The 17449-nt window shown below is 71.8% G+C and carries 10 protein-coding genes; 4 read left to right on the forward strand and 6 right to left on the reverse strand.

What is annotated here, in order from left to right:
- The first annotated feature begins 10 nt into the window (after positions 1-10).
- Positions 11-679, forward strand: coding sequence for an HAD family hydrolase (locus ACIBA9_RS09565; RefSeq protein ID WP_399361333.1), 669 nt, complete (start codon positions 11-13; stop codon positions 677-679).
- A gap of 199 nt (positions 680-878) precedes the next feature.
- On the opposite strand, the gene ACIBA9_RS09570 is transcribed toward ACIBA9_RS09565, so the two are convergent.
- Entirely contained in the window at positions 879-1445 is a 567-nt protein-coding gene (locus ACIBA9_RS09570; protein ID WP_362154692.1) for a DJ-1/PfpI family protein, read from the reverse strand.
- A gap of 624 nt (positions 1446-2069) precedes the next feature.
- Between ACIBA9_RS09570 and ACIBA9_RS09575 the strand changes: the two genes are divergently transcribed.
- Both ACIBA9_RS09575 and ACIBA9_RS09580 read left to right on the forward strand, forming a co-directional pair.
- The gene (locus ACIBA9_RS09575; protein ID WP_399361335.1) at positions 2070-7013 is read left to right on the forward strand and encodes an NAD-glutamate dehydrogenase; all 4944 of its coding nucleotides are present in this window, start codon (positions 2070-2072) and stop codon (positions 7011-7013) included.
- A gap of 151 nt (positions 7014-7164) precedes the next feature.
- Complete coding sequence (locus ACIBA9_RS09580; protein ID WP_399361337.1) at positions 7165-8679, forward strand: hypothetical protein; 1515 nt, start codon at positions 7165-7167, stop codon at positions 8677-8679.
- A 65-nt stretch (positions 8680-8744) separates the two neighbouring features.
- Here ACIBA9_RS09580 and ACIBA9_RS09585 read toward each other — a convergent pair whose 3' ends face one another.
- From ACIBA9_RS09585 to ACIBA9_RS09600, 4 genes are all read right to left on the reverse strand, one after another.
- A complete protein-coding gene (locus tag ACIBA9_RS09585; protein WP_399361339.1) occupies positions 8745-10409 on the reverse strand; it encodes a glycosyltransferase family 2 protein in 1665 nt (554 codons plus the stop codon).
- A complete protein-coding gene (locus tag ACIBA9_RS09590) occupies positions 10406-12862 on the reverse strand; it encodes a CDP-glycerol glycerophosphotransferase family protein (RefSeq protein ID WP_399361341.1) in 2457 nt (818 codons plus the stop codon). Before ACIBA9_RS09590 ends, ACIBA9_RS09585 begins: the two co-directional genes overlap by 4 nt.
- Positions 12863-12961: 99 nt before the next feature.
- The gene (locus tag ACIBA9_RS09595; RefSeq protein WP_399362076.1) at positions 12962-13783 is read right to left on the reverse strand and encodes an ABC transporter ATP-binding protein; all 822 of its coding nucleotides are present in this window, start codon (positions 13781-13783) and stop codon (positions 12962-12964) included.
- A 70-nt stretch (positions 13784-13853) separates the two neighbouring features.
- A complete protein-coding gene (locus ACIBA9_RS09600) occupies positions 13854-14768 on the reverse strand; it encodes an ABC transporter permease (protein ID WP_399361343.1) in 915 nt (304 codons plus the stop codon).
- Positions 14769-14970: 202 nt separating this feature from the next.
- Between ACIBA9_RS09600 and ACIBA9_RS09605 the strand changes: the two genes are divergently transcribed.
- Positions 14971-15609: a TetR/AcrR family transcriptional regulator gene (locus ACIBA9_RS09605; protein ID WP_393901783.1), complete on the forward strand. Its 639-nt coding sequence runs from the start codon at positions 14971-14973 to the stop codon at positions 15607-15609.
- Between the two features lie 129 nt (positions 15610-15738).
- Here ACIBA9_RS09605 and ACIBA9_RS09610 read toward each other — a convergent pair whose 3' ends face one another.
- On the reverse strand, positions 15739-17334 hold the full coding sequence (locus ACIBA9_RS09610) for a glycosyltransferase family 2 protein (RefSeq protein ID WP_399362078.1): 1596 nt from the start codon (positions 17332-17334) through the stop codon (positions 15739-15741).
- Between the last annotated feature and the right edge of the window lie 115 nt (positions 17335-17449).

Raw genomic sequence — 17449 nt, forward strand, 5'->3', positions numbered from 1 at the left:
GGTCATGGACATGGGGAAGCAGGCAAGCGCGCACATCGTCTGGGACTGGAACGGCACCCTGTTCCACGACAACGACGCGATCATCGGGGCGACCAACGCGGCCTTCGCCGAACTGGGGCTCGCGCCGATCACGCTGGAGCGTTACCGAGCGCTGTACTGCGTGCCGGTGCCGAAGTTCTACGAGCGGCTGCTGGGCCGGCTGCCGACCGATGCCGAGTGGGAGCTGATGGACGCGGTGTTCCACCGGCACTACAGCGAGCACCGGGTGCGGTGCGGGCTCACCGCGGGCGCGGCCGAACTGCTCGCCGGGTGGCGGTCGGCGGGGCACAGCCAGTCGTTGCTGAGCATGTACGGGCACGAGGACCTGGTGCCGCTCGTGCGGGGGTTCGGGATCGAGGCGCACTTCCTGCGGGTCGACGGTCGTACGGGGCCGTCCGGCGGGAGCAAGGCCGAGCACATGGTGCGGCATCTGCGGGCGCTGGCCGGGGTGGTGGAGCCGGCGCGCACGGTGGTGATCGGGGACGCGGCGGACGACGCGATCGCCGCGGGGCTGGTGGGAGCGCGGGCCGTCCTGTACACCGGGGGTTCGCACGGCCGGGCCAGTCTGGAAGAGGTCGGCGTGCCGGTGGTGGACACGCTCCAGGAGGCCGTGGCGGAGGCGCAGCGCCTCGCGGCGTAGGCGGAGTCCGCCCGCGTCTGCCGGATGCGGGGCACGTTCGCGGGTGCGGGCAGTTCGCGGGTGCCGGGCGCGTCCGCCGGTGCGCAGTGCTCGGCGGACATGGGCTCGCCGGGCACCGGCGCCCGTGCCGGGCGGGGCCGGGCCGCTTGTCCGCGTCGCCGGGGCACCACGCGCGCGCCCGGTCGCCGTGTGGGTGGTGTCAGGGGGTCGGGGTCTTGGTGCGGAGGACTTCCAGGAACTCTCGCATCCAGGCCGGGTGGTCCGGCCAGGCGCGGGAGGAGACCAGGGTGCCGTCGACGACCGCCTCGGTGTCCTGGAAGTCCGCGCCGGCCGCCTGCATGTCGAGTTCCAGGGCCGGATAGGCCGTGACCCGGCGGCCGCGCAGGCTGTCGATCGCCGCGGTGAGCAGCGGGCCGTGACAGATCTGGGCGACCGGCTTGTCGGAGTCGAAGAACGCCTTGAGGATCTTGCGCAGTTCGAGGTCGTTGCGCAGATACTCGGGCGCCCGGCCGCCGGGGATGACGAGGGCCGCGTACTCACCCGGCTCCACCTCGGAGAAGGCGAGGTCGGCGGGCCAGGTGTAGCCGGGTTTCTCGGTGTAGGTGTCGTAGCCGGGCTCGAAGTCGTGCACGACGAAGCGGAGGGTCTTGCGGGTGGGGGCCGCGATGTGCACCTCGTAGCCCTCTTCGCGCAGGCGCTGGTAGGGGTAGAGGACTTCCAGCGACTCCGCCGCGTCTCCGGTGACGATGAGGATCTTCGCGGGCATGTCGGCTCCTCAGCAGGCTCCGGGAGGGGCGCACCGTCCGCGCCGCGCTCTCCTGGGTAACGTGCCGCCGCCGGGCTTGCTTGCCAAGGGGGCCCGTCGCTTTCAGGGTGCGTCCGCGCGCGGGGGAGCGCTACCGGATACGCGGTGCGGCGCGTGGCCGGATTCGGCACGGATACGTCACCCGCGGCCGCCATGGCGCTGTGCAGAACGTCAAAGTTACCCCCTTGGTTTTGTACACATACGGCTCATGACGGCTCCGGGGTGAGGAGCGATAGCCTGGTGGCGTGATCAGCGCGATATCTCGCGGGGGCGCTGCTGCCCCTGCCCTGCGCCCGGGTTGCACGGAGCATCTCCGTGACCGGGCGGCGGTCGCTGATCTTCGCGGGCGGTTCGGGGGCGCCGACGCCTCCAGGACGCCGAGGAATCCCCGGGGCACGGCGGCGCCGAGAGCAGCGTCACACCCCGCGGGCATGCCGAAAATGGCCGAATTCCCCCCGCTCATCTCGCCTCGCGGCATAGCGTCTGAATGGACCGGACACCCCGGGCCGTGGCGTCACGCCGGAGGAGGAGAGACCGTACTTCCTTCTACGTCACGCAATGGCGCGCGACAGGAGCCAGAGGACAATGCAGACCAAGCTGGACGAAGCAAAGGCCGAGCTGCTCGAGAGGGCCGCCCGGGTAGCTGAGAACAGCCCGGTCGGGGGGCACCTACCGACCGGGACGACGAGCGAGGGCACTCCCGGCACCCCGGACAGCGAGACGGTGCTCACGTTCCTCCAGCGCTACTACCTGCACACCGCCCCGGAAGACCTCGCCGACCGCGACCCGGTCGACGTCTTCGGCGCCGCGGTCTCGCACTACCGTCTCGCCGAGACCCGCCCCCAGGGCACCGCGAACGTCCGGGTCTACACCCCGACCGTGGAAGAGAACGGGTGGACCTGCAGCCACACCGTCGTGGAGGTCGTCACCGACGACATGCCCTTCCTCGTCGACTCGGTCACCAACGAGCTGACCCGGCAGGGGCGCGGCATCCACGCCGTCGTCCACCCGCAGTTCGTGGTGCGGCGCGACGTCACCGGCAAGCTGCTGGAGGTCGTGCGGACCCCGCCCACCGGTGACCTGCCGCACGACGCGCACGTCGAGTCCTGGATCCACGTCGAGATCGACCGTGAGACCGACCGCGCCGACCTCAAGCAGATCACCCTCGACCTGCTGCGCGTCCTGTCCGACGTCCGCGAGGCCGTCGAGGACTGGGAGAAGATGCGGACCACGGCGACCCGGATCGCCGACGACCTGGAGGGCGAGCCCGCCCCCGCCGACATGCCCAGGCCCGAGGTCGAGGAGGCCCGCGAGCTGCTGCGCTGGCTGTCCTCCGACCACTTCACCTTCCTCGGCTACCGCGAATACCAGCTGCGCGACGACGACACGCTCGCCGCCGTGCCCGGCACCGGCCTCGGCATACTGCGCTCCGACCCGCGGCACGCCGAGGACGACCAGCATCCGGTCAGCCCGTCCTTCGAGCGCCTGCCGGCCGACGTCCGCGCCAAGGCCCGCGAGCACAAGCTGCTGGTGTTGACCAAGGCCAACAGCCGGGCCACCGTGCACCGGCCGTCGTACCTGGACTACATCGGCGTCAAGAAGTTCGACGCGGACGGCAACGTCGTCGGCGAGCGCCGCTTCCTCGGCCTGTTCTCCTCCGCGGCCTACACCGAGTCCGTGCGCCGTGTCCCCGTCATCCGCCGCAAGGTCGACGAGGTCCTGCGGCGCGCCGGGTTCTCGCCCAACAGCCACGACGGCCGCGACCTGCTCCAGATCCTGGAGACCTACCCGCGCGACGAGCTGTTCCAGACCCCGGTCGCCGAACTGCAGTCCATCGTCACGAGCGTCCTCTATCTGCAGGAGCGCCGCCGGCTGCGGCTGTACCTGCGCCAGGACGAGTACGGCCGCTACTACTCGGCCCTCGTCTACCTTCCGCGCGACCGCTACACCACCGGTGTCCGGCTGCGCATCATCGACATCCTGAAGGAAGAGCTCGGCGGGATCAGCGTCGACTTCACCGCCTGGAACACCGAGTCGATCCTCTCCCGGCTGCACTTCGTCGTCCGGGTCCCGCAGGGCACCGAGCTGTCCGAGCTGTCGGACAGCGACAAGGAGCGCATCGAGGCACGGCTGGTGGAGGCGGCCCGCTCCTGGGCGGACGCGTTCGCGGAGTCGCTGACCGCCGAGTGCGGCGAGGAGTACGCGGCCGAGGTGCTCAGCCGCTACAACAACGCCTTCCCCGAGGGCTACAAGGCCGACCACTCCCCGCGCGCCGCGGTCGCCGACCTCGTCCACCTGGAGCAGCTGGGCGAGGACACGTCCTTCTCGCTGAGCCTGTACGAGCCGGTGGGCGCCGCCCCCGACGAGCGCCGCTTCAAGATCTACCAGAAGGGGGGCACGGTCTCCCTCTCGCAGGTGCTGCCCGTGCTCAGCCGGCTGGGCGTGGAGGTCACCGACGAGCGGCCCTACGAGCTGCGCTGCGCCGACCGCACGACCGCGTGGATCTACGACTTCGGTCTGCGCATGCCGAAGTCGCTGGGCGGCGGCAACGGCGACTACCTCGGCGAGGACGGCCGTGAGCGGTTCCAGGAGGCGTTCGCCGCGACCTGGACCGGCCAGGCGGAGAACGACGGCTTCAACGCCCTGGTGCTGAGCGCCGGGCTGACCTGGCGGCAGGCGATGGTGCTGCGCGCCTACGCCAAGTACCTGCGGCAGGCCGGCTCGACCTTCTCGCAGGACTACATGGAGGACACCCTCCGCAACAACGTCCACACCACCCGTCTGCTCGTCTCCCTGTTCGAGGCGCGGATGTCCCCGGACCGGCAGCGGGCCGGACTGGAGATCACCGACGCCCTGCTGGAGGAGCTGGACGCGGCCCTGGACCAGGTGGCGAGCCTGGACGAGGACCGCATCCTGCGTTCCTTCCTGACCGTGATCAAGGCGACGCTGCGCACGAACTTCTTCCAGGAGACGACCGGCGGCGGCCCGCACGCGTACGTGTCCATGAAGTTCGACCCGCAGGCCATCCCGGACCTGCCCGCGCCGCGCCCGGCGTACGAGATCTGGGTGTACTCGCCGCGCGTCGAGGGCGTGCACCTGCGCTTCGGCAAGGTCGCCCGCGGCGGTCTGCGCTGGTCCGACCGGCGTGAGGACTTCCGCACGGAGATCCTCGGCCTGGTCAAGGCGCAGATGGTGAAGAACACGGTCATCGTGCCGGTCGGCGCCAAGGGCGGCTTCGTCGCCAAGCAGCTGCCGGACCCGAGCGTGGACCGGGACGCCTGGCTGGCCGAGGGCATCGCCAGCTACAAGACCTTCATCTCGGCGCTGCTCGACATCACCGACAACATGATCGGCGGCGAGGTCGTACCGCCCCGTGACGTGGTCCGGCACGACGGCGACGACACCTATCTGGTCGTCGCGGCCGACAAGGGCACGGCGACGTTCTCCGACATCGCCAACGGGGTCGCCGAGCAGTACGACTTCTGGCTCGGTGACGCCTTCGCCTCCGGCGGCTCGGCCGGTTACGACCACAAGGGCATGGGCATCACCGCGCGTGGCGCCTGGGAGTCCGTGAAGCGGCACTTCCGCGAGCTGGGCGTGGACACGCAGAGCGAGGACTTCACGGTCGTCGGCATCGGTGACATGTCCGGTGACGTGTTCGGCAACGGCATGTTGCTGTCCGAGCACATCCGCCTGGTCGCCGCCTTCGACCACCGGCACATCTTCATCGACCCCACCCCGGACGCGGCCACCTCCTACGCCGAGCGCCGCCGCCTGTTCGAGCTGCCCCGCTCCAGCTGGGCCGACTACGACACCGGGCTGCTCTCCGCGGGCGGCGGGATCTTCCCGCGCAGCGCCAAGGCGATCACGCTCAACAGCCACATCCGGGAGGCCCTCGGTATCGAGGGCAAGGTCTCCAAGATGACCCCGGCCGACCTGATGAAGGCCATCCTCCAGGCGCCGGTGGACCTGCTGTGGAACGGCGGCATCGGCACCTATGTGAAGTCGTCGGCGGAGTCGAACGCGGACGTCGGCGACAAGGCCAACGACGCCATCCGGGTCGACGGCGCCGACCTGCGCGTCAAGGTGGTCGGCGAGGGCGGCAACCTGGGCCTGACCCAGCTGGGCCGTATCGAGTTCGCGTTGCAGGGCGGCCGGATCAACACCGACGCGATCGACAACAGCGCCGGTGTGGACACCTCCGACCACGAGGTGAACATCAAGATCCTGCTGAACGGTCTGGTCACCGAGGGCGACATGACCGTCAAGCAGCGCAACAAGTTGCTCGCCGAGATGACCGACGAGGTCGGCGACCTGGTGCTGCGCAACAACTACGCGCAGAACGCGGCTCTCGCCAACGCCCTGTTCCAGGCCAAGGACATGCTCCACGCCCAGCAGCGGTTCATCCGCCACCTGGTGCGCGAGGGCCACCTGGACCGGGCGCTGGAGTTCCTGCCGACCGACCGCCAGATCCGCGAGCGTCTCGCCCAGGGCCAGGGCCTGACCAGCCCGGAGACGGCCGTGGTGCTGGCGTACACGAAGATCACGGTCGCCGAGGAGCTGCTGCACACCTCGCTGCCGGACGACCCCTATCTGCGCGGCCTGCTGTACGCCTACTTCCCCTCCGCCCTGCGCGAGCGGTTCGCCGAGGCCATCGAGGGCCACCCGCTGCGCCGCGAGATCACCACGACCGTGCTGGTCAACGACACGGTCAACACAGGCGGTACAACGTATCTGCACCGCCTGCGCGAGGAGACCGGAGCGTCGCTGGAGGAGATCGTCCGGGCCCAGACCGCGGCCCGCGCGATCTTCCGCTCGGCGCCGGTGTGGGACGCGGTGGAGACCCTGGACAACCGGGTCGACGCCGCCGTCCAGACCCGGATCCGGCTGCACTCGCGCCGTCTGATCGAGCGCGGCACGCGCTGGCTGCTCAACAACCGGCCGCAGCCGCTGCAGCTCGCCGAGACGGTCGAGTTCTTCGCCGAGCGGGTCGAGCAGGTCTGGCAGCAGCTGCCGAAGCTGCTGCGCGGCGCGGACGCGGAGTGGTACCAGCACGTGTACGACGAGCTGGTGGCCGCCGGAGTCCCGGACGAGCTCGCCACCCGGGTGGCCGGCTTCTCCTCCGCCTTCCCGGCGCTGGACATCGTCTGGGTGGCCGACCGCATGGGCAAGGAGCCGCTGGACGTCGCCGAGATCTACTTTGACCTCGCCGACCGGCTCGACATCACCCAGCTGATGGACCGCATCAGCGAGCTGCCCCGCAACGACCGCTGGCAGTCCATGGCCCGCGCCTCCATCCGTGAGGACCTGTACGCGGCGCACGCGGCGCTGACCGCGGACGTCTTCGCGGCCGGCAACGGCACCTCGACGCCCGAGCAGCGCTTCACGGCGTGGGAGCAGAAGAACTCCGCGATCCTCGGCCGGGCGCGCAGCACCCTGGACGAGATCCGCGGTTCGGACTCCTTCGACCTCGCCAACCTCTCGGTGGCGATGCGCACGATGCGGACGCTGCTGCGCTCGCACTCGTAGCGGTACGGCACGAAAGGCGCCCCGGGTCCGCGGACAGCGACCCGGGGCGCCTTCGTTCCCGAGGTGAATGTTCCGTCTGCCGCTCTTCGGAGGGGTTCGTATAGGGTCTGGGGTGTGACAGTGATCAACCGCACCCGGGGATCGTGGACGGATGCGCACCAAGCCCGCTGAGCTGGAGCCGGTGAGCCGCACGGCGCCGGAGCACGGCGGTGCGCGGCTGGGCCGCTCGCTGCCGGGGGCCGTCGCCGCGCTGGTCCTGGTGCTGCTGCTCCTGGTGGTCGTCCGGCTGCCGTGGGCGGGCGACCTCGGCATGCACGCGGCCACCGTGCAGCGCCTGAGCCGAAGCCTGGCGCATCCCGGCAATCCGCTGGTCGACGCCGATACGCCGAGCCCGTACTACTCGCCGTGGATGCTGGTGCTCGGCTGCGCGGCCAAGCTGACCGGGCTGTCGGTGTTCGTGGTGCTGCGCATGGCCGCGCTCGTCTCGCTGGGACTGCTGGTCAGCGGGGTGTGGCGGTATGTCCGTACGCTGAGCGTGCACCGTGCGGCGCCCGCGACTGCCTTTCTGAGCCTGGTCTTCCTCTGGGGGCCGGTGCTGTTCGAGTGGAGCGGCTTCCTGTCGCTGAACTCCCTCGCGCTGACGGTGGCGTACCCGAGCGTGTTCGCGCTCGGCCTCTCCTTCCACTTCTGGACGTGGCTGACGAGGGCCGTGCGCGCGGAGGCCGGGTGGGGAGTGTGGCTGGGGCTCGGCGCGCTGTGGGCGCTGATCCTGCTGTGCCATCAGTTCACCGGGGTCGTGGCGTCCCTGGGCGCGCTGGCCACGGTGATCGCGGCCCGCCCCGGCCGCCCGGTGCTGCCGCGGCTCGGCGCCTCGCTCGCCCTGGGACTGGCGGTGCTGTGGCTGTGGCCGTACTACGACTTCTTCGCGCTGTTCTCCGCGGGCGCGGACCTGGAGGCCGTGCACCGGCCGCTGTACGAGCACCTGGCCGCCCGGTTCGGGCTGGTGCTGCTCGGGGTCGTCGCCCTGGTGGCTCGCGGGCGGCGGGACCACCGGGACCCGCTGGCGCTGTTCTTCGCGCTGGGCGCGCTGGTGTTCGCCGCGGGCGGCCTGACCGGCCACTACTCGTGGGGCCGGGCGCTGCCCGCGGCGCTGATCCCGGCTCAGCTGGCGGCGGCGCTGGAGGCGGTGACGGCCGGGCGGCGTGCGGTGCGTACGGCCTGGGCGTGGGTGCTCGGCGCCGCGCTGGTGGCGGGGGCGTGGACGCAGGCGGGGACGCTCGGGTATGTGACCGGGCGGGACGCGCTGCCCGGGGTGGTCGCCGCGAAGTACCGCACGCCGTGGACGGGTTACCAGTGGATCATGCGGGCGGGGGTGTCGTACGGGGACGTGGTGATGGCGCGCAGGATGCCGGCCCGGCAGATCCCGGCGTACGGGCCGTACACCGTGGCACCGGGGTATCCGGACGTGTTCCTGCGGGACGCCGGGCGACGGGAGGCCGCGGTGAGCCGGTACTTCGACGCGCGCACCTCCCCGGCGGAGCGGCGCCGGATCCTGCGGGAGTATGGGGTGCGCTGGGTCGTGGGACCGGGTGACCTGGCCGGGCCCCAGGTACGCAGGGTGGCCGCCGGTCCGGGGGGACAGGTGCTGTACCGAGTGCTGCCCTGAGCCCTCGGGCGCGGCGTCGGCGCCCGGTCACCCTGACCCGCGCACCGACGCCGGCGCCCCGTTCCTCACCGCAGCAGGCTGGCCACCAGCTTCGCCGCCCTGCGTACCCGCGGTCTGGCGACCCGGCGCACCACGGGCCGGATCACCCGGGCCGTCACGCCCACCGGGCGCCAGCGGATCTGGAGCCGCCCGGGGTCGCGGCCCTCGGGCTCGACGGTGACATCGTGCGGGGCCGTGCCGGAGTGGTAGTCGACGCGGGTCGTGGCGGCCGGGAAGTCCAGCGGGGCCAGCAGCAGGCCGGTGTGGGACAGGCCCTGCTGCTGAAGGCGGACCATCGGGTGGCGTACGCCCTCGAAACCGTGGAAGGGCAGCGGGGCGGCGGCGAGGTCCAGGTGGACGGTGCCTTCGAAGACGCCGGGCCGGACCGGGTCCAGACGGAAGGGAACCGTCATCCGGCGCCCGCCGGGGGCCAGTTGCAGACCGGCCCGCTGGGGACCGACGGGCAGCCGGAGCCCGGGGTCGTAGGTGCGGACGCTCAGGGTGAGCGTGGCACCGGCGCCCCGGTCCAGGCCGGTGATCTCGTGGCGGAACCGGGCGGTGGGGAAGGGCCGTGTGTCCAGCTCCAGGTCGGACAGGTCCAGTTCGCGCCGGGCCGGTTCGGCGTCGGGGACGCGATCGCCCCAGTAGGGGACGCCGGAGGCGTCGGTGGTGATCTGCCGTGGCGCCACCGGATGCCCGAGGCCGCGCGCGGCCAGCCGGGTGTCCGCCAGGCGTCCCTCCCGTAGCAGGGCCAGTACCACCCGCTCCGGCCGGGGCAGCCGCGCGTACGCGCCGGGGGCCAGGGTGTCCAGGTAGGGGTTCACGACCTCGGCGAAGGAGCGCAGCCACTCCTCGCCCCGGTAGGGCAGGTCGCCCGCGTACATCCGGAAGTCGTGCTTGAGGAACTTGTAGTCCTTGTCCTCCCGCAGTCCGGCGTGGCCGCTGCTGTCGAGGAAGTCGTCGATCAGCCGCTGGACGTGGACGCGGTCGCGGACGTTGGAGATCTTGTGCCGCTGGTTGGAGATGGAGGCGGCGCCCTCGGCCGCGAACGGCTCGATGTACCAGACGTACACCGGGTCGGGGATAATCGTGAACGCCCGTGCCAGGCAGTACGCCTGCGTCGAGAACAGCTGGTCCTCGTAGTGGATGCCCTCCGGGAAGCGGAGGTGGTGCCGGTCCAGGAAGGCGCGGGCGTACATCTTGCTGGTGGACAGGTGCTCGAACAGCAGGCGCGGTTCGGCCTCGATGCCCTCCAGCGTGCGGCGCTCGGTCACCAGGTGCGGCATCCAGGTGGACCGGCGCCCGTTGTCCACCCGCACCCGCCGGACCGCGCCCATGGTGAAGTCCACCTCCCGTTCGCGGTGGGCGGCCAGCAGCGACTCCACGGCACGCGGCGGGAGTTCGTCGTCGCTGTCGAGGAACATCAGGTAGGGCGCCCGGGCGATCTCGATGGCCCGGTTGCGCGGGGCGCTGCAGCCGCCGCTGTTCTCCGGGAGCCGCACGTACCGGATGCGGTGGTCCCGCGCCGCCAGTTCCCGGGCCACGGCGGGGGTGTCGTCCGTGGAGTGGTCGTCGCTGATGACGATCTCGATGTTGGTGTGGGTCTGCGCGCGCAGCGAGGCGACCGCGCGCGGGAGACGGGCCGCGTCGTTGTAGACGATGACCGTCACGGTGACGTCGGGCGTGGTCATGCGGTCGCCTCCTCGGGGGTCGGGGCGGGGGTGCGTTCCTCCAGGGGAAGCACCGGGGGAAGCGCCTCCTCGGGTTCACCGAGGAAGACCCGTCGTACGACCCGTTCGGCGGCCCGGCCGTCGTCGTACTCGCAGAACCGGCGCCGGAAAGCGGCGCGTTTCTTCGCCGCGCTCTCGTCGCGCCAGGCACCGGAGACGAAGATCTCCGCCAGCTCCTCCTGGGTGCGGGCCACCTGGCCGGGGTGTTCCGCCACCAGGTCGAAGTAGACGCCCCGGGTGATGCGGTAGGTCTCCCAGTCGTCGGCGTAGACGACGATCGGGCGGTCCAGGTTGGCGTAGTCGAACATGATCGACGAGTAGTCCGTGACCAGCGCGTCGGCGGCCAGGCAGAGTTCCTCGACGGGGTCGTAGGAGGAGACGTCGATGATCCGGCCGGAGCGGCGCAGGCCGGTCAGCGGGGAGGCGGCGCCGCCGTAGAAGTAGTGGGCGCGGACGAGGAGGACCGTGTCCTCGCCGAGGCGGTCGGCGAGGGCGGCGAGGTCGAGGCGGGGGGTGAAGCCGGCCTCGTAGTCGCGGTGCGTGGGGGCGTAGAGGACGGCCCGGCGGCCCGGCGCGATACCGAGGCGTTCGCGGGCCGCGCGGACGTCGGCGGCCGTGGCCGTGTAGTAGACGTCGTTGCGCGGATAGCCGTGGTCCAGGGGGGTGTAGCGGGCGGGGTAGGCACGCTCCCACATCCGGGTGCTGTGGCTGTTGGCGCTGAGGCTGTAGTCCCACTTGTCGACGCGGGCGAGCAGGGCGTTGAAGTCCATGCCCTTGGCGGCGGCCGGGTGCTCCATCTGGTCCAGGCCCATGCGTTTGAGCGGGGTGCCGTGGTGGGTCTGGAGGTGGATCGCGTCGGGCCGTTTGACCACCGGGCCCGGGAAGTTGACGTTGTTCGTCAGGAACCTGGCGGTGGCCAGGGTCTCCCAGTAGCGGCGGGTGCCGGGGACCACGTGGTCGGTGCCGGGCGGCAGCAGGGCCGCGTTCTCCTTGTTCACCACCCACACCCGGTGGATGTGCGGGGCGAGTTCGGCGAGCTTGGCGGCGATCGCGGCCGGGTTGCACGCCACTCCGCGGTCCCAGTAGGCGCTGAACACGGCCAGGCCGGGATCCACCGGGCGGCTCAGGGCGCGGCGGTACTGCTGGTCGCGGACCTTCGCGCCCACCTGGCGCTTGCGGGAGCGTACGGCCTTGCGTACGGCGCGGCGGGTGCGGTTGCCGGTCTGGAACGCGCGGTACCTGCCGTAGGCGCCCTCCTCCAGCAGGGCGTGCCGTACGCCTTCGAGGCCCGCCGGCCGCTGGTGTCCCTCGGGCCGCCAGCGGACCGCCGCGAGGGAGGCGCGGCGGAAGAACTCGCGGGCGACCGGATCGGGCAGGTCCTCCCGGGCGAAGGTGCGCAGGAGGTCGCGCACCATCAGGTCGTACAGCACCGTGCGGGCGGCGCCACGGTCCCGGGTGAGCGGGAGCAGGTCCTCGTAGCGGTCGATGAGCGCGAGCCGGTACGCCGGGGCGAGCGGCGGCAGGCTCTCGGGGCGCAGCACCCGGCTGTCGTACGCCGCCTGGTTCAGACAGGCGACCCGGCCGGCGCGCAGCAGGGTGGCGTAGGCGGCGCGTGGCTCGTCGTCGGTGCGCAGGTGCTCCTCGTGCGCCCGCCAGAAGTCGGCGCGCAGGGCGCGGTTGCCGAGCAACGGGGCGATCCGCAGCAGGCCGGCCGCCTCGTCCAGCCGAAGCCCCTCCCGGCCGACCGCGGCGAGATACCGTCCGTCCCGGGAGGGGGTGGCGGCGGTCTGCCAGGTGGTGGAGACGTGGTCGAAGAGGAGGACGTCCACCGGCGGGAGGGCAGTGGTGACGGGGACGGGGGTGGCGCGGGTGTCCGGGGCGAGCGGGGCCACGGGGGTGGTGGCCTGGTCGACCGGAGCGTCCGGGGTGCCCTGGCCTGCCCCGACGGTCGCGGCGACTGGGGCCGAACGGGTGTCCCGGGCGGCCGGGGCCACCCGGGCCGCGGCAGTGCCGACGGGCTGGGCGGCCACCGGTGTCGTCGCCGGCAGTGGGATGGGGACGGGCGTGGCCGACGTGGTGGCCGCTTCGTTCATGCGGTCCAGTTCGGCGGTTCGTTCCGCGATCAGACGGGGGGCACCCGCCGGCAGACCGTCCTTGGCGTGCACGAAGTGCAGCCAGCGGCCGGAGGCGCGGGCGGCGCCCGCCGACCGCGCCTCCGCGTCACCGGTACCCTCGGGCAGCGGCACCACGATCGTCTCCGGGGCGTGGCCCTCGGCGGTCTCCCGCGCCCAGTCGCCGACGGCCGCGACGATCACCTCGGCGTCGGAAGGCGGGTGGGCGTCCAGGGACTCGAGGAGTTCCGCGAGATGCCCCTGTGTGTTCGACCCGTAGACGATCACGCTGAGCTGGGGCATCACAAGGGGCTCCTTCGGCTCTGTAGGCTCCGAATACCCTTCCTAACATATCTTTATTAATCAGATAAAAGGGATTACGTAACCTGAGTAAGAACCGCGTCAGGAGGGAACGGGTGCGTTCGGCGCACTCGCCTTGACGTCCGCCTTGGCGGCCGGCTTCTTGTCGCCGGTGAAGGCCTCGTACTCCTTCATGACCTCCTCCGTCGGCCCGTCCATGCGCAGTTCGCCGCGCTCCAGCCACAGGACCCGCTCACAGGTGTCGCGGATCGACTTGTTGTTGTGGCTGACCAGGAAGACGGTTCCCGCGTGCTGACGCAGTTCGCGGATCCGCTGCTCGGAGCGCATCTGGAAGGAGCGGTCGCCGGTGGCCAGGGCCTCGTCGATGAGCAGGACGTCGTGGTCCTTGGCGGCCGCGATGGAGAACCGCAGGCGCGCCGCCATGCCGGAGGAGTAGGTGCGCATCGGCAGGGTGATGAAGTCGCCCTTCTCGTTGATGCCGGAGAACTCGACGATGTCCTGGTAGCGCTCCTTGATCTGCTCCCGGGACATCCCCATGGCGAGTCCGCCGAGGAAGACGTTGCGCTCGCCCGTCAGGTCGTTCATCAGGGCCGCGTTGACGCCGAGCAGGGAGGGCTGGCCGTCGGTGTAGATGTGCCCGTTCTCCACCGGGAGCAGACCCGCGACCGCCTTGAGCAGGGTCGACTTGCCGGAGCCGTTGGTGCCGATGAGGCCGATGGCCTCACCCTTGTAGGCGACGAACGACACCTTCTTCACCGCGTGCACCCGCCGCACACCGGAGGCCTTCTCGGCCTTCTCGCGGCGCAGGATGCGGTTCAGGGCGGCGGTGGCGGAGCCGCGGCCCGCGCCGGTGCCGTTGACCCGGTAGACGATGTCGACCCGGTCGGCGACGACGGTGGGGATCCTCTCGGCCGCCGTCCCGGCGGTGCCGGTGCGCGCGGTGCCGCTCTGCGCGGTGTTCTCAGTGGTGTACTCAGCCACGGCCGTACCTCTCCTCAGCCTTCCAGAAGTAGACAAAGCCGCCGACGCCGGCGAGCAGGGCCCAGCCGATGGCCGCCGCCCACACGTGCGGGGGCAGGGCCTTCGCGTGGAAGCTGTCGATCAGCGCGAACCGCATGAGGTCGATGTAGACCGCGGCCGGGTTGATCTGCAGCAGGACGGTGACGATGTGCGGCAGGTCGTCCTTCTTGGTGATCTTGTCGATGCTCCACATCACGCCGGACACGTACATCCAGGTGCGCAGCACGAAGGGCATCAGCTGGGCGATGTCGGGGGTCTTGGCGCCCATCCGCGCCATGATCATCGACACGCCGGCGTTGAACGTGAACTGCAGGAGCAGTGCCGGGATCGCCAGCAGCCAGGAGGCGGCGACGGGCACGCCGAAGCAGAGCAGGATGACGACCAGCGCGCCCATCGAGAACAGCAGCTGCTGCAGTTGCTGGAGCGCGAAGGAGATCGGCAGGGCGGCGCGCGGGAAGTGCAGCGCGCGGACCAGGCCGAGGTTGCTGGAGATCGCCCGGGTGCCCGCCATGATCGAGCTCTGCGTGAACGTCCAGATGAAGACGCCGGTGACCAGGAAGGGCACGTAGTCGGGGACGTTGTGCTTGGTGCCGAGCAGGACGCCGAAGATGAAGTAGTAGACCGCCGCGTTCAGCAGCGGGGTCATGACCTGCCAGACCTGGCCGAGCTTCGCCTGGCTGTACTGGGCTGTCAGCTTGGCGGTGGAGAACGCGGTGATGAAGTGGCGCCGGGCCCACAGCTGGCGGACGTACTCCGGCAGGGTCGGGCGGGCGCCGCTCACTGTCAGGCCGTGCCGGACGGCCAGCGCCGTGAGCTCGTCGTCGGCCTGGGCCTGGATCGGGGGCGGTGTGTCGAGGACCTGGCTCACATCCGCTGCTTTCGCTCGGGGGCGGGGGTGCTGCGTCCGGCTCTCGCCGGGCCGACGCGACCGGCCCCGTCGCCCGGCGTTTCCTTACGCTTCTCTTCACGTTCTCTTACGTCGGGACGGGACCGTATCGTCGCAACGTGAGAGTAGGCCCAATCGACGTCGGAACGCAACCGTTTCGTCGCTACGCCCTATGCTGTTCGACATGACGACGAACGCCGACGAGTACGCCGCCGAGCCGCCGGCGCGTCCGCGCCGCCGGGCCCCCGCCGGTGCCGCCGTACTCCGGGAGGACGTGACCGAGGCCATCCGCGCGGCCGTCTTCGACGAGCTCGCGGCCGTCGGCTACGCCCGGATGTCCATCGAGGGCATCGCCCGCCGCGCCGGCGTCGGGAAGACGGCGGTGTACCGGCGCTGGCGCTCGAAGCTGCACCTGGTGCTGGACGTCGTCTCGGCGATGGCCGTGCTGGGCTTCCCGGTCCCCGACACGGGCTCCCTGGAGGGGGACCTTCGCCTGCTCTACGAGGTGACCTCCCGCGCCCTGCGCCACCCGATCGCCTCGCAGATCATTCCCGACCTCCAGGCCGAGGCGGCCCGCAATCCCGACCTGGCCGAGGCCTTCCAGAAGGCCCTGCGGGACGGCCAGGAAGGCGTGGCCAGCAAGATCGTGGCGGCGGCCGAGCAGCGGGGCGAGGTACGCGCGGGCGTCGACCCCGACCTGGCCCTGGACCTCATCTCGGGCCCCCTCTACTGGCGCTCGGTGGTCATCCGCTCCCCGAAACTCCCCAAGGGCTACCTCCAGAACCTGGCCCGCGCGACGGCGGGGGCCCTGCAGGCGCTGTGAGGTGCCGGAGCCGGTGGTGATCAGGTCAGGGATGCTTCCGGGTGGTGCTGGGTCCAGCCGGACCACGACGAGGTGACCATGTCGTGGAGGGGTCCCGGGTGCCCCGGCAGGGCAGCCGGTTCCGGTCGGTCAGTGCAGCAGCCGGGCGAGCCGGCCACGGGCCACCCCGGCGATCCCGCGCGCGCCGGTCGCCACGCGCAGCGCCAGCGCGCCGGAGTGCGTCGCGTACGGCTGCACCAGCAGGACGCCGTACCGGGCGCTCGGGACGGCGTGCCGGCGCAGCCGGCCGGCGCCCGCCAGAGCGTGCGCCGTGACGTCCCGGTGCGCGCCGTCGGCGAACCGCAGGGTCAGCCGCAGGTCCCAGGTGCCCTCGCCCAGCCCGGCCAGGTCGACGGGCACCTCGGCCGTCCAGAGGTCCGCGCCGGAGGCGGTGGGCGCGGTCGTGGTGCGCACGGCCACCCGGTCGTCCTCCCGGCGATGCCAGCGCGCCTCCAGCTCGCGCGGACCCGCCCCGGCGACCCTCCCGTACAGCTCGTGCAGCCGCAGGCGCAGCACGGACACACGCGCGCGTGGGCGCAGTCGAGCGTCCACCGCGAGCGGGAGCACCCCGGTGGGACGGGTCAGCAGCGGGCCCAGGGTGACCTGGGGCAGGTCGGCCGACCAGACGGGAACGCCGTCGGAAGCACGGGCGTAGGGCGGCAGCAGGCGTGCCGGACGGGCGGCGAGTTCCCGTAGCCGCCGCAGGTCGCGCGGCTCGGCGGAGGCCAGCACGACGCGCCCGAGCAGCCGGCCGGGAGACGTGGGGTCCACCGTCCAGTCGGCGGCTTCGTAGCGCGCGAGGTACTCCCGGGTGTGCGTCCACCACGCACGCCGGTAGCGCGCGTCCCGCGACTCCAGCTCGCGCGCGTACATCCGCACCTCGTGGTCGAGGAACTTCGCCCGCGCCTCCCGCGCCAGCTCCCGCTGCCCCGCGCCCAGCAGGATGCCGTGGGACAGGGCGCACGCCTCGAGCCGCGCCTTCCAGTTCTCGACGCGCTCGCGGTCCAGGGAGAGCGACAGCCGCTCGGCCGACCGGCGCACGTGCCACACGTACACCCGGTCCGGTACGAGCACCACGCGGGGGTCCGCGGCGAGCACGCGCGCGGTGAAGACGAAGTCCTCGTAGAGGAAGCGGCCCTCGGGAAAGCGGACGCCGTGCTCGCGCAGGAAGTCCGTGCGGTACAGCTTGTTGACGCACAGCGTGTCGTGGACCAGCCGAGGGCGCTGCGAGGGGCGTGCGAGGACGGTGTGCGCCGCGTAGAGGGGGGCCTGCCACGGCCGCTCGCGCCCCGAGGGCAGCTCCCGGCGTACGCACAGTCCGCTCGCGACCTCGGCGTGCGCCCCGGTGGCCGCCGTCAGCAGCGCGTCCACCGCACCCGGCGGCAGGAGGTCGTCACTGTCCAGGAACATCACCCAGGGTGCGGTGACCGCGTCGATCCCGTCGTTGCGCGGGCTGCCGCAGCCGCCGCTGTTCTCCCGCCGCCGCACCACCCGCAGCCGTGACTCGCCGGCGGCCAGCCGGTCGAGCAGCTCGGCACTGCCGTCGGTGGAGCAGTCGTCCACGGCGATCACCTCGGCGACCGCGGACCCCTGCGCCAGCGCCGAACGCACCGCGTCGCCCACATGCGCGCGATCGTCGTAACCGATGACGACGACCGCGACCCGCGACACCGGACGACCGCCCATGGCGGCGCGCAGCGGTGTGGTGGGCCGTGGGGAGAGGGGAGCCGGCTGGTCGCGTGGGTCTGGGTGCATGGGGTCCACTGGGCGGTGGTGGGGAGGGGGCGGCGGGTGCTGGTGG

Source organism: Streptomyces sp. NPDC051452 (genome assembly GCF_044454765.1).
Taxonomy (GTDB): Bacteria; Actinomycetota; Actinomycetes; order Streptomycetales; family Streptomycetaceae; genus Streptomyces.

Bases quoted from the DNA above. Each gene is read 5' to 3' on its own strand.
- ACIBA9_RS09575 (WP_399361335.1), top strand. From the start codon at position 2,070: ATGCAGACCAAGCTGGACGAAGCAAAGGCCGAGCTGCTCGAGAGGGCC.
- ACIBA9_RS09585 (WP_399361339.1), bottom strand. From the start codon at position 10,409: ATGACCACGCCCGACGTCACCGTGACGGTCATCGTCTACAACGACGCG.
- ACIBA9_RS09605 (WP_393901783.1), top strand. From the start codon at position 14,971: ATGACGACGAACGCCGACGAGTACGCCGCCGAGCCGCCGGCGCGTCCG.
- ACIBA9_RS09570 (WP_362154692.1), bottom strand. From the start codon at position 1,445: ATGCCCGCGAAGATCCTCATCGTCACCGGAGACGCGGCGGAGTCGCTG.
- ACIBA9_RS09565 (WP_399361333.1), top strand. From the start codon at position 11: ATGGGGAAGCAGGCAAGCGCGCACATCGTCTGGGACTGGAACGGCACC.
- ACIBA9_RS09580 (WP_399361337.1), top strand. From the start codon at position 7,165: ATGCGCACCAAGCCCGCTGAGCTGGAGCCGGTGAGCCGCACGGCGCCG.
- ACIBA9_RS09590 (WP_399361341.1), bottom strand. From the start codon at position 12,862: ATGCCCCAGCTCAGCGTGATCGTCTACGGGTCGAACACACAGGGGCAT.
- ACIBA9_RS09610 (WP_399362078.1), bottom strand. From the start codon at position 17,334: ATGGGCGGTCGTCCGGTGTCGCGGGTCGCGGTCGTCGTCATCGGTTAC.